Below are 12,160 nucleotides of genomic sequence, written 5' to 3' on the forward strand. Positions count from 1 at the left end.
TCGATGTCAGAGCTGGTGCCGATCTGGTTGATGCGTCAGGCCACCGGACGATGCATCGCCTAACCGGTTCATCGATTCTAGATTGGCCTGACCAAATTTGCAATTTGGTAAACCAAAGATGAGAGATTCTTACAACAATTTTAATAACTCACGCCAGCTTGCCCAGCGTCAGTTCAGCCAGCGAATACGCTTCAACTCTGCTTTGACGAAGGCGTAGATGACGGGGGCGGCGACCATGCCGGCCGGCCCGAACATGATTTCGAACGCAAACAGCACGATGAGCAGTTCCCAGACTTTCGCGCCGATGCGATGACCCTGAATCCGCGCGCTCAGGAAGTATTCCAGCTTGTGGATGACAAGGAGGAACACCGCTGAAGTGACCGCGGCCGGAAACGCAACGCTCAGCGCGATCGTGCAGATCAGGGTGTTCGATACGATATTGCCCACGACGGGCAGCAGACCAAAGAGGAACGTCGCCAGGATGAGGGTTTTGACATAGGGGAGGTCCCAGCCCAGGGCCGGCATGACGGCTAGCAGGTACACCCCCGTCAGTGTCGCGTTGATGGCGGCAATCTTGGTCTGTGCCCAGGCCACGTTCTTGAAAGCGGTGGCCAGCATGCTCCAGTGGCGGTGCCAGGTCCGGTAAAAGACGGAATGCCTCCCTTCGTCGGTTGGCGTGACGGTAATGCTCACCGCGGCCAGCACCCCCGTGATCCAGCCAATCACAGTCAACAGCAGGCTGCGGAGGATGCCCGAGCCAAAGCCCGCGACCGCATTGACATGCTCTTTCAAGGTGTCCGATGCCATTTCGCGCATCTCGAACAGCGATTCAGGCATGTACTCCGCCAGCGCCGGCGGCAGGAATTGCTTGATCTGCGTGATCGTCTCGGCCACCTTCAGCGAGAACGCCCGCAACGATTCGCCCTCAAGCAACCGGACCACCAGAACGCTGATGATGGCGAGCACCGCGATCGACCCCAGGCCGACCACGAAGCTCGCAATGAATTCATGCGAGCGCAGCTTTTTGTACAGGTCACGCGTGCGCAGGATGCCAAGCAGGCCGCGCGTGAGCACGAATGCCAGGAGGCCGGCCAGCAGCGCCGGTACCGCGTGCAGCATCAGGGCCAGAAGCAGGCAGATGACGAAGATCGCGGTCGCCGCCTCGCGCGGGAGATTGAATTTGTAAGTGGTCATGGTCTAGCGGAGGGTAGTTGCTTGCGCCCATCAGGCCACCGGCGAAAACTGGTGAGACGACAGACCTGAACAGCAATCATGTGGCATTCAAATAAGTTGATTGTCGGAAAACTTTACATAGGACTAGTCCTACAAAAGTGATTCTCGGCAAGTAGCTGTTTTTACTTATTAATTTCCTATTGGCATAAAAATTGCTCTAAGTAATTTTTGTAATTTATTTCCACCGGAACTTGTAATGAAAATCAAAATAGCCGTTGCCGGCCTTTTCCTCACCATTGCCAGTCTGAGCGCAACCTACGCTTTGACCGTTGCACGGCAGCCTGGCGCTGGCGGTATCGGTTCAATCAGCTTCAGCAATGGCTCTGCCAATATTGAAAGTGGCTGGACGCAAGCATTGGCCATCCTGAGCCATAACCGCGCCCCGATCCGGGCTGACGTTCCGGAACCAGTCAGTATCATGCTGTTGGGTGTTGGCCTGGCCGGTCTGGGGGCTGCCCGCCGCCGCAAGTCGATCTGATCTGTTTACCTTGCCGGTTCCAACGTGACAGCTGCCGCGCACCGGGCGTCTGACGCGGGAATTTTCGAGCGCCACTTCACCCGTCGCTGGCCTGCTCCCGCAACCACGCCAGCGCCGACGCCGCGCTGTTCAATACCGAGATATGTCCGTCATCCGGCCGCTGCCACAGCCGCGCCGAGCGGCAGCTGCGCGCCAGCCATTCGCTGTGCGCACACGGCACCACACGGTCCTGCGCCCCATGCACCAGCAGCACCGGTTGCACGATGCGCGCGCAGTCGAAGCCCCACGGCGCGACATACGCCAGGTCGTCGTCGATCAGGCCACCCGGGCCTTCGCTGAGCGCCGGCCGGACCACGCTGTCGAACCACGACCAGGTCCCGGACAGCTCCGCCCAATCCTCGGGCGTGAACATCTCGCGATCGAATTCCTGATTGAGCCCCTCGTGCTGCACCTTGGCCGCATGCCCTTGCGCAGCGGCCCGCAGCGCTGCCGCGCCCGATGCCGTCATTCCCTGGAACCAGTCCAGGCCCGCCGCATCGAACGGCGCCAGGCCCGCGATGCTGACGGCAGCAATGACCCGCTTGGGCAGCAGCGCGGCGCAGGCCAGTGCGTGCGGTCCGCCACCCGAATGCCCCATCACGGCGAAGTGCTCGATCCCGAGCTGGTCGGCGATGCGCGCGACGTCTTCGGCGCACGAGGCGACATCGCGCCCGCTTCTTGCGCTCGAGCCGCCGTAGCCGGGCCGGTCGTAGCCGATCCAGCGGATGCCCATCTCGAGCGCGGCGGCAAACAGCGGGGCAGGCGGCTTGCCGATGTTCGGCGTGCCGTGGTGCCAGAACACTGTCAGCTCGGGTTCCTCGAACTCCGGCTTCCAGTCGTAATAGTGCAGCACCCGGCCATCGCCCAGCGTCAGTTCGTTCTCCTGCATTGCATGCCTTTCATCGCTCGATGGCGTGATGCTACAACGAGAAACGGGCTGGCGCGCACTCGTCATGCACGCCAGCCCGTTCAGGTCCTGCTACTCAGGCGAATTATTTCGCCGACTCGCGCGCCTTGCCGAACGGGTCGCCCGCTTTCCACGTCGGCATCTTTGGTGCATCGGCCACCGCGCGGCCCAGGTTCAGCGTGAACTGCGCCTGCTGCACCATGCCCGACAAGTCCCAGCTCGGATCGTATTCGTCGCCCACCTGGTGGTATTTGGCGCGGTAGGTCTTGGCCTTGGCGTTGTTCGCGTCGACATCCTTGACCCAGCTGCTGCCGTAGCCGACCGAGAAGGCGGGCACGCCGGCCTTGGCGAAGCTGAAGTGGTCGCTGCGGAAGTAGCCGCCGCTCAGGTCTGGCTTGGCCGGTGCAATGACCATGCCCATCGATTTGGCAACCGTGGCGGCCATCGCGCCCAGTTCGGTGCGCTCGCTGCCCGGCACGCTGACGTCCTTGACCAGGCCGACCCAGTTCAGGCTATCGAGGTTCAGGTTGGCGGCGGTCTTGGCGATCGGCCACAGGGGCGACGCCACATAGGCGGCGCTGCCCAGCAGGCCTTGCTCTTCGGCGCCGACCCACAGGAACATCTGGCTGCGCTTGGCCGGGTTCTTCACCGCTTCGGCGGCCATCGCCAGCAGCGCGCCGGTACCCGATGCGTTGTCGACCGCGCCGTTGAAGATCGTGTCGCCTTCGGTGCCTTGCTTGCCCATGTGATCCCAGTGCGCCGAGTAGATCACCACTTCGTCTTTCAGCTTCGGATCGGTGCCCGGCACGACGCCGGCCACGTTGAATTCTTCCAGCGAGCGCACCTGCGCGCGCGCCTCGCCCTTGACGCGGGCATTGAGCGCGACCGGCTTGAAGTTCCTGTCTTCGGCAGCGGCGCGCAGCTTGTCCAGATCCTGGCCGCCGGCTGCGAACACCTTGCGCGCCGTGTCGTCGGTCATCCAGCCCTGCAGGCCGCTGCCCACTTTGCCTTCGGTGAGCTGGAAGCGCTCGGCGTTGGCCCAGCTGTTCTGCACCACGCTCCAGCCATACGAGGCCGATGCATCGGTGTGGATCAGCAGGACGCCGGCTGCGCCCTGGCGCGCCGCTTCTTCGAGCTTGTAGGTCCAGCGACCGTAGTAGGTCAGGCCCGCGCCGTTGAAGCGGTTCGCTTCGGTGGCGGTCGGCGCCGGATCGTTCACCATCATCACGATCACTTTGCCCTTGACGTCCATGCCCTTGAAGTCATCCCACTTTTCTTCCGGCGCCACGATGCCGTAGCCGACGAAGACCATCTCGGCGTCGAGCGTGTGATCGGCCTTGCCGTCGCCCGGGCCCCAGACCCAGTCCGCGCCGAACTGCAGCGGCACGGCCTTGCCGTTGGCGACGATGCCGACATTGCTCTTCTCGGGCAGCGAGCGCACGCCGGCGATCTTTACCGGCTGACGGAAGCTCTTGCCGTTGCCGGGCTTGAGGCCCACGGCGGCGGCTTGCGTTTCAAGATACGTGACGGTCAGTTCGCCGCCGCGCTGGCCGGTACCGCGGCCTTCAAGTGCGTCGGACGACAGGAACGCCATGTGCGCGCGCAGCGGCGCTTCCTGGACGGTGGCTTTGGCCCTGGTCTGGGCATGGGTAGGGAAGGCCAGCGCCAGGCTGCCGGCGAGGACGGAGAGGATGAGGGAAGAGACGATCTTGTGCATGGAGTCCTGCTGCGAAGTGAATGCCGCGAAGTTGACGCTGCATGGTTAATCAAGCCATTCATCGGGAAGGGCGCACTCGTGGCGCGCGCGGCCATTTTATGACAACTTGTCAGTAAAACCGCAGGATATCGGTCGACATCGTCGTGCCCACCTGCGGCGCCACGCCTTGCCGGTCCGCTGGCAACAGATGCCGCGGCAGGCCGGGAATGTGTTCCTGCACCGTGATGGCGAAGATCTCGTTGGGCTCACTTTCGATTTCCAGCTGCAGCACCCGGTCCTGCATCCCGTACAGCGACAGCGACCACGCGCTTTCCGTTGCGCTGAGCGTTACGCCGTCGACGCGCGAGCGCAGCGCCCTGGCGCCGTGCATGGCCAACGCGATATGCGGGGCGCGGTTGGCCGAGCGCACGGTGAATCTGGCCAGCCGCACCTGCCCGACGTGGTTGCGCAGGATGAAGCACTCGGGGAATGCGATCCCATCGTCGCGTGGCGCGACGGTGTACCACTGGGGCGCGCTGCGCAGGCCAAAGACTTCGACGAAGACGGTTGGCCTGGCGCGGCCCGCGAACAGGTCGCGGCGCCAGTCGTCGAGCGGCTGCTGTGGCAGCAGCCAGTAAGCGCGCCACGAGTTCATGTCCTTGTAATAGACCAGCCCTTCGAGGTTCCCGGGTTCTGCCGCCTGTTCATATCGTGCTGCAGTGCTATCCGGCAGTGCCACGCAGGCCGCCAGCGCCAGCGCCAGCGCGCCGGCGACGGCGGCCCTGCTCCGCAACATCAGCAGCGGGCTGGCAAAGCACAGCATGGGCAGCGCCATCAGCATCGGCGGAACATGCATGTGGCCCGGTGCAAGCAGGATCCATGCATCGCGCAGCGCCGGCGGGAGCAGGCTCGCGGCCGGCACCAGGCCGGCCAGCAGTACCAGCAGGCGTATATTTGGGCCTTGTCGTTCGCCCCAGCGCGTATGCAGCAGCGTGAAGGCGCCGAGCGCTGCCACCAGCGGCCAGGCCAGCAGCGGGGCAAGCGTTGGCAGGAACATGGCGGCAAAGAGCAGCACCAGCGTCGGCCAGGCCAGCGCGCCGAGCACCGTCGCGGCCGTGCCGACACTGCGCCGCAGCAGGTACAAGCCGCCCACGAACACACAGGCCGTGACAACGGCAACGGTCAAAGGCAGGCGGTGGTCACCGGCCAGGCCGGCGGCGGCCAGCTCGCGATCCCAGCTCCAGGTGCCCACGCGTATCACCAGCAGCAGGAAGCACACGCCGAACGCGCCCTGTGCTGCGTCCAGCACGCCGTCCTCGCCGAACTGTCCACGCCAGGCGCCGGCCAGCATCAGGCAGGACAGGATCGCCGGCGCCCACACCAGCCACGCCGCATGGTGGACGGGGCCGATGATCGGCAGCGAAAAGTAGACGTGCGCAGCCTGGCGCCCCGGTGCCAGCGGCGCCGCACCATAGGCGCGGGCGAGGCGCAGCATGGCGTCGCCCAGCTGACGCGGCGCGGTGTCGGCCGTGCGTGGCTCGCCGCCCCCGAACAGCAGCACCGGCGCATCGAGCCGGGTGAGCGGCCCGATATGGGGCGCGTCGCCCAGCAGCCATGCCAGCGTCGCATTCGCGGACGTGCCACGCAGCTCGGGCGCCGCCCGCATCCAGCCCGCCAGGGCCGGTGCACCCGCGCTGCTCGCCTCCAGCATGCGTAGCGGGCCGTCGACGGCGCCATCGAACCGGAGCGCCATGCCGATGCGGCCTGCCAGCGGGTGCTGTTCGACAAATCCTCGGGACCCGAGCATGCCAACCCGCTCGCCGTCGGCAAACAGCAGCACGATATCGTTGGCCGGCGGGGCGGCGCGCAATGCGCGGGCGGTCTCAAGCAGCGCGCTGACGGTGGCCGCGCCGGGCAGGGCGTCACGTGGCGCGGCGCCACTGTCGTAGTGGGTTGCCAGCAGCAGGGCGGGGCGCCGCGCAGCATCGGGCGCAGTGCCCGGAATCGTCGCGACGATGTTGTGCACGACCCCGATGGTGTGGTGAATGCCGCCGAAGAGCCGGGTGACCGATGTGCGTACGGTGGCGCGCTGCACGGCAGGCGCCAGTCCCATCGCGCGCAGTTGCGTCACCAGATAGGCGCGCGCGTGCGCATTGTCGCTACCCCCGATCGAGCGGGGGCTGGCCGCCAGCACCTGCTGATGGCCGGTCACGCGCGCATCCCACGCGGGGGATGCGATCGATGCGACGGGCGCCGGCACATCGGGCGGGGCCAGCGCCTGCCAGGCCAGGGCGGCGAGGGCGGCCAGAGCGACAGCGCCGGCAAGGGCATGTCTGAAACCCGTGATGTGGAAAGCTGGCGTTACGGCGCGGACGGCATCCATCGGTTGTTCTCCATGCACCTGTCATCAGGGCGAAAAAAAGCCCGCCGGGTCAAGAGGGGCGGGCGAAGGACGGCGGATTTGACTACGTGAGTGTCCAGACATGGGCCAGGTCCGGCGATGAGGGCAAACTTGCCGGCTTGCTACCGACGCCATCATGAATATGAGAACAATGCATATCGACCTCCCTGCGTGTTGTTGAAGGGTGCATATTTACCGCTGATGGAATCAATATATGCTAGAGCCTAGCAATTTGCAAATCCATAATGAAGTAATTTTTGTTCTATTATTGGGTGGCTCAGAATGCGATGATGTTTCCGGCACGTCCAGCCAACGCGTCGCCTCAGCGTGCATGGCATGGCGGATGCACCTTTTTACCCATCGCTTCCCCGCCCGTTGTGTGAAATAATTCCCTTCTATTCCCGGGGCCCATTGCCCCGGCCGTGCATGCCACACCAGGCACCGCACGCGCAACGCATGTGCACCACAGGCCCCCGCGCCAGGAGAACAAATTGGCAGATCAGAACAAACCCATCCGCGTCATGCTGGCCGACGATCACCCCATCGTCATGACCGGTTTTGCCATGTCGCTCGAAGCGGCCGGCATGCAGGTGGTGGGCCAGGCCAAGACCCCGAGCGAGGCCACCGCGCTGTACGCGGCCGAGCAGCCCGACGTCGCCGTGCTCGACATGCGCTTCGGCACCGAGCTGACCGGCATGGATGCGGCCCAGGCCATCCTCAAGTCCGACCCGTCGGCCAAGATCGTTTTTCTCAGCCAGTTTGACCAGGATAGTTTGATCAAGGAAACCTATCGCCTCGGCGCCCACGCCTTCGTCACCAAGGATTGCGACCCGGCCGACCTGGCCACCGCCGTACGCCACGCACACGAGGGCAAGCTGTACTTCCTGCCGCATATCGCGTCCCGCCTGGCCAGCATGGCCGTGCGCGGTGAAGTCACGCCGCAGTCGCAGCTCGACGAGCGCGGCCTGGAAATCTTCAAGTTCATGGCCGAGGGCATGACCAACGCCGAAATCGCCGAGCGGCTCGATCTGTCGACCAAGACCATCAGCAATATCAGCCAGTCGATCAAGGAAAAGCTGGGCGTGCACCGCCAGGCCAGCATCACCCTGCTGGCCGTCAAGCACGGCCTGATCGAGCCGTAAGCGATGGCCAAGCTCCTGCGCCGGATGCAGAACGCTTCACGCGCGCGTTCACTGGTCCCGCTGATCGCCATGACGCTGGCGTTGGCCGCCACCGGCGCCCAAGCCGTCCAGGCCCAGCAAACGGAGCGCGAGCGCGAAGAAGTGCAGGGTTACCGCTTCCAGATCATCACCGGCGACGACAGCGCGGTCACGCACCGCATCGTCGACGATCTGTACAAGCGTCTGGTGCCGACGTTCGCTGCGTTTCGCACCGAACTCGCGCAAAAGCGCCGCATGCTCTATATCGCGATCGGCCCGACCGCGCTGCGCGATGCCCTGTCGCGCCGCTGCGATTGCGTCGTCATCTCGGCCTACACGTCCAGCCAGGTATGGCGCGGCCTGACGGCGCGCCTGCCCAAGCCACGCCGCATCGCCATCACGGCGGTGTACGCCGAGCCGGCGCCGAACGACCAGATGCGCCTGGCCGAACTGGTGTACGGCCGCCCCGTGCGCGTGGGCGTGCTGCTCGGCCCCGACACCGCCTTCCTGCGCCCGGTGCTGCACGACGCCGCCGAGATCCAGATGTTCACACCGGGCGACGACCTGAATCACACGCTCAACAGCATGACGCGCGCCGAGACGCTGCTGGCGCTGCCCGACAGCGACATCTACAACGCCGAAAACGTGCGCAACATCCTGCTCTCGACCTACCGGCGCAAGCAGGGCGTGATCGGTTTTTCGGCCGACATGGTCAAGGTCGGCGCGCTGGCCACCACGTATTCGGAAGTCGAAGAAATCAACGCCCAGGTGGCCGAGCTCACGGCCGATTTCGTGCGCACCGGCGAACTGCCTGCGCCGCAGTTCCCGCGCTACTTCAGAACGATCATCAACGAAGGCGTGGCCAGCTCGCTCGATCTGCGCGTGACGGATGCTGCGCGCAACTTCGCCCGCCCAGCGCCGGCGCCGGCGGCGCGATGAACCTGCGTTTCTGGCGCGGCTGGGGTGTCGGGCGGCGCATGGCCGTCATCACGATGCTGCCGGTGATCCTGCTGTTTACGTCCTTCGTCTGGTACTCGTGGTACGCACACCGCGCGCAGGTCGCCGAAGAACTGGCCGAGCGTGGCCGTATCCTGGCGCGCGCGCTGTCCGAGACGTCCGAGTACAACGTCATCTCGGGCAACCTGTCCGACCTGCGCCTGACGATCAATGGCCTGGTGCAATCCGACCGCAGCATCTACCGCGTCGATGTCATCGACGGCAGCGGGCGCGCCGCCGTGCGCGTGGTGTCCGAATCGGCCGCCGACGCCCAGTCGCACTATTACGAAGCCCCGATCCGCAAGCAGGTCGTGTGGATCAACCTGTTCTCGGACAACGGCACGCCGCACGTGTCGGCGTCGAGCGATTCGCGTCCGCCCACGCTCACTACCGAAGTGGTGGGCTGGGTGCGGGTGACGATGTCGCCGGCGAACATGATGGCCAAGCAGACCGACCGCTTCCAGATCGAGCTGTCGATGGCGGCGCTGGCGCTAGCCGCCAGCGGCATCCTGGCCTGGGTGCTGGCACGCTCGCTGATCGTGCCGCTGCGCGAGGCGATCGGCACGCTGCGCCAGATCCGGGGCGGTAACTTCCGCGTCCATCCGCCGGTCACCACCGGCGGCGAGATCGGCGAGCTGCAATCGTCGATCGGCGAAATGTCGCTGGCGCTGGGCGAATCCAAGCGCGACCTCGAAAACAAGGTGGCCGAGCGCACGCGCGACCTGCTCGCCTCGCGCAACGAAGCGCTGCGCGCCGATGCCGACAAGCGCAAACTGATCCAGAAGGTCAACGAGATCATCGAGGACGAACGCAAGAGCATCGCAGTCGAGATCCACGACGAACTCAATGCGTCGCTGATCGCGGCGCGCCTCGAGGCGCAGGCGATCGGCCTGCTGGCGGCCAAGGCGCCTGCCGGCCCCGAGGTGGTGGAAATCAAGCGCAAGTCCGAGGCGATCACCAAGCTCGCGCTCGATTTGTACGCCAACGGCCGGCGCCTGGTGCGCCGCCTGCGGCCCGAGGTGCTCGACATGCTCGGCCTGCACGGCGCGGTCGAAGAGATGGTGCGCCACTACGACACTACATCTGGCTGCCGCTTCGACCTGCACAGCGAAGGCGACTTCGCGCGCCTGTCGAACGAGCTGGCCATTTCGGCCTACCGCATCGTGCAGGAGGCGCTGTCGAACGTCATGAAGCACGCCGCGGCGCGCTCGGCGCACGTCAGCCTGCTGCTCGACGAAGGCAAGGGCATGCTGCGCATTCGCGTGGTCGACGACGGCGCCGGCTTCGACACGGCCAGCGCCTCCGAAGGCATCGGCATCATCGGCATGCGCGAGCGCGCCTACGCGCTGCACGGCACGATCGAGGTACGCTCGAGCCCCGGCGAAGGCACCGATGTCGCCATCGCCCTGCCGTTGACGCTGGCGCCGCCGGCGGCGGCCGCGCCCACTGCGACTGCGCCTGCCGCACCTTCCGGCGTCATCCTGTAAGCATCCTTTTTACTAGCGAAGAACACATGGCTACTGCACCCCTCACGCCCTACGAACAAGGTAACCTGAACCAGACCACCACCTGGGCCGACTGCATCGCCTGGTATCACGACCTCGCGCGCCAGTATCCGGCAGTGCTGCGCTTCGAGCAGGTGGGCGTGTCCGATGCCGGCGTGCCGTTCCACGCCGGCGTGGTCAGCAGCGACGGCGTGTTCGACCGCGCCGCGATCAAGGCCGCCGGGCGTGCGGTCTTCTTCAACAACAACGGCATCCACCCGGGCGAGCCGGAAGGCGTCGATGGCTGCATGGCGCTGGTGCGCGACTTTTGCCTCGAGCCTGAACGTTTGCATGCGCTGGGCACGACCGTATTCCTGTTTGTCCCGCTGTACAACGTCGATGGCGCCTTCAACCGCGCCGATACGTCGCGCGTGAACCAGGATGGGCCGGAGCAGTTCGGCTTTCGCGGCAACAGCCGCCACCTCGACCTGAACCGCGACTTCGTCAAGTGCGACACGTTGACGGCGCGTGTATTCAACGAACTGTTCACGGCCTGGGACCCTGACGTGATGGTCGACACCCACACGTCCAACGGCGCCGACTACAGCTACACGATGACGCTGATCCACACGCAGGCCGACAAGCTCGGTGGTGGCCTGGGCGAGTTCCTGCGCGCCGAGATGCTGCCGGCGATGTACGCCGGGATGGATGCGCGCGGCTGGCCCACCTGCCCGTACGTGAACCCGGTGCAGGACAGCCCCGACCACGGCATCGCCGAATTCCTGGAAACCGCACGCTTCTCGACCGGCTACGCAGCGCTGCACCACACGATCGGCTTCATGCCCGAAACGCACATGCTCAAGCCGTTCCGGGACCGCTACGAATCGATGCGCGCGCTGGTCGACGTCGCACTGGCCTTCACCGTGCAGAACGCCCCGCGCATCCAGGCGCTGCGCCGCGCTGCGAAGGATGCTGGCCGCAAGCAGGCCGAGTGGCCGGTGCGCTGGAAGATGGACGAGGCCAATCCGTCGAGCTTCCGTTTCAAAGGGTATGAAGCCAAATACAAGAAGAGCGTGCTGGGCGACTATTCGCGCCTGTACTACGACCGCAGCAGCGTCTGGGAACGCGACATCGCCTACTACAACCGCTTCCCGGTGGACGCGAGCGTGCCGGCGCCACAGGCGTACGTGGTGCCGCAGCAGTGGCGTGAGGCGATCGAGCGCCTGGAATGGAATGGCGTGCGCATGGAACGCATCGACGCCGACCGCATGCAGAACGTCGCGTACTACCAGATCGACAGCGTGACTTCGCGCCCGACGGCGTACGAAGGCCATATGTTCCATGACGACGTGGTGCTCGAACGGCGTCACGCCAGCGTGCAGCTGCGCGCGGGGGATTATTTGGTGCCGCTGGACCAGGACAATGCGCGCTATGCGGTCGAGACGCTCGAGCCGCTGGCACACGACAGCTTCTTCCGCTGGGGCTTCTTCAACAGCGTGCTGGAAAAGAAGGAAGCGTATTCGGAGTATGTGTTTGAAGACGAGGCAGAGCGGTTGCTGGCGCAGGAGCCGACGCTGGCAGCGAAGTTCGAACAGTGGAAGACCGAGAATCCTGGCTTGCTGACCAACCAGAAAGCGGTATTGGACTTCATCTTCGCCAACTGCGCGCGCTACCGCGAGCCGGAATGGCGCCGGTATCCGGTGTTCATGATCGAGCGTTGAACAGCGCGTTGAACAATACGGTGGACGGCCTGGCCGTCCACCGTG

9 protein-coding genes are annotated in these 12,160 nt (G+C 65.1%); 5 read left to right on the forward strand and 4 right to left on the reverse strand.

The features are described from left to right. Positions 1–168 precede the first annotated feature (168 nt). Complete coding sequence (locus AC1MGT_RS12615) at positions 169–1,194, reverse strand: AI-2E family transporter (protein WP_499500435.1); 1,026 nt, start codon at positions 1,192–1,194, stop codon at positions 169–171. Between the two features lie 235 nt (positions 1,195–1,429). On the opposite strand from AC1MGT_RS12615, the gene AC1MGT_RS12620 reads away from it, so the two are divergent. Next, a complete protein-coding gene (locus tag AC1MGT_RS12620) occupies positions 1,430–1,711 on the forward strand; it encodes a PEP-CTERM sorting domain-containing protein (protein WP_499500436.1) in 282 nt (93 codons plus the stop codon). A 76-nt stretch (positions 1,712–1,787) separates the two neighbouring features. Here AC1MGT_RS12620 and AC1MGT_RS12625 read toward each other — a convergent pair whose 3' ends face one another. The 3 genes from AC1MGT_RS12625 to AC1MGT_RS12635 all read right to left on the reverse strand — a co-directional run bounded on the left by AC1MGT_RS12625 (position 1,788) and on the right by AC1MGT_RS12635 (position 6,736). Continuing rightward, positions 1,788–2,639, reverse strand: coding sequence for an alpha/beta fold hydrolase (locus AC1MGT_RS12625; protein ID WP_332533316.1), 852 nt, complete (start codon positions 2,637–2,639; stop codon positions 1,788–1,790). A 103-nt stretch (positions 2,640–2,742) separates the two neighbouring features. Beyond that, positions 2,743–4,374, reverse strand: a complete 1,632-nt coding sequence (locus AC1MGT_RS12630; protein WP_499500437.1) for a M28 family peptidase — start codon at positions 4,372–4,374, stop codon at positions 2,743–2,745. Between the two features lie 109 nt (positions 4,375–4,483). After that, entirely contained in the window at positions 4,484–6,736 is a 2,253-nt protein-coding gene (locus AC1MGT_RS12635; RefSeq protein ID WP_499500438.1) for a M28 family peptidase, read from the reverse strand. A 509-nt stretch (positions 6,737–7,245) separates the two neighbouring features. On the opposite strand from AC1MGT_RS12635, the gene AC1MGT_RS12640 reads away from it, so the two are divergent. Genes AC1MGT_RS12640 through AC1MGT_RS12655 form a run of 4 tightly spaced genes read left to right on the forward strand, consistent with a single transcriptional unit; the run spans position 7,246 to position 12,115 of the window. After that, positions 7,246–7,896 (forward strand): response regulator, encoded by a 651-nt coding sequence (locus tag AC1MGT_RS12640; protein ID WP_183554407.1) that lies wholly within the window; start codon positions 7,246–7,248, stop codon positions 7,894–7,896. Positions 7,897–7,899: 3 nt separating this feature from the next. Beyond that, complete coding sequence (locus tag AC1MGT_RS12645; protein ID WP_499500439.1) at positions 7,900–8,853, forward strand: hypothetical protein; 954 nt, start codon at positions 7,900–7,902, stop codon at positions 8,851–8,853. Continuing rightward, positions 8,850–10,397, forward strand: a complete 1,548-nt coding sequence (locus AC1MGT_RS12650) for a sensor histidine kinase (RefSeq protein ID WP_499500440.1) — start codon at positions 8,850–8,852, stop codon at positions 10,395–10,397. The genes AC1MGT_RS12645 and AC1MGT_RS12650 overlap by 4 nt, the downstream gene beginning before the upstream one ends. Positions 10,398–10,423: 26 nt before the next feature. After that, positions 10,424–12,115, forward strand: a complete 1,692-nt coding sequence (locus AC1MGT_RS12655) for a M14 family zinc carboxypeptidase (protein ID WP_499500441.1) — start codon at positions 10,424–10,426, stop codon at positions 12,113–12,115. Positions 12,116–12,160 lie beyond the last annotated feature (45 nt).

The sequence above is a fragment of the Telluria sp. BA11 genome (genome assembly GCF_056680305.1).

What these genes read in the sequence shown, in the direction of transcription:
- AC1MGT_RS12650 (WP_499500440.1), top strand. Translation starts at nt 8,850, where the DNA reads ATGAACCTGCGTTTCTGGCGCGGCTGGGGTGTCGGGCGGCGCATGGCC.
- AC1MGT_RS12655 (WP_499500441.1), top strand. Translation starts at nt 10,424, where the DNA reads ATGGCTACTGCACCCCTCACGCCCTACGAACAAGGTAACCTGAACCAG.
- AC1MGT_RS12625 (WP_332533316.1), bottom strand. Translation starts at nt 2,639, where the DNA reads ATGCAGGAGAACGAACTGACGCTGGGCGATGGCCGGGTGCTGCACTAT.
- AC1MGT_RS12620 (WP_499500436.1), top strand. Translation starts at nt 1,430, where the DNA reads ATGAAAATCAAAATAGCCGTTGCCGGCCTTTTCCTCACCATTGCCAGT.
- AC1MGT_RS12630 (WP_499500437.1), bottom strand. Translation starts at nt 4,374, where the DNA reads ATGCACAAGATCGTCTCTTCCCTCATCCTCTCCGTCCTCGCCGGCAGC.
- AC1MGT_RS12615 (WP_499500435.1), bottom strand. Translation starts at nt 1,194, where the DNA reads ATGACCACTTACAAATTCAATCTCCCGCGCGAGGCGGCGACCGCGATC.
- AC1MGT_RS12645 (WP_499500439.1), top strand. Translation starts at nt 7,900, where the DNA reads ATGGCCAAGCTCCTGCGCCGGATGCAGAACGCTTCACGCGCGCGTTCA.
- AC1MGT_RS12635 (WP_499500438.1), bottom strand. Translation starts at nt 6,736, where the DNA reads ATGGATGCCGTCCGCGCCGTAACGCCAGCTTTCCACATCACGGGTTTC.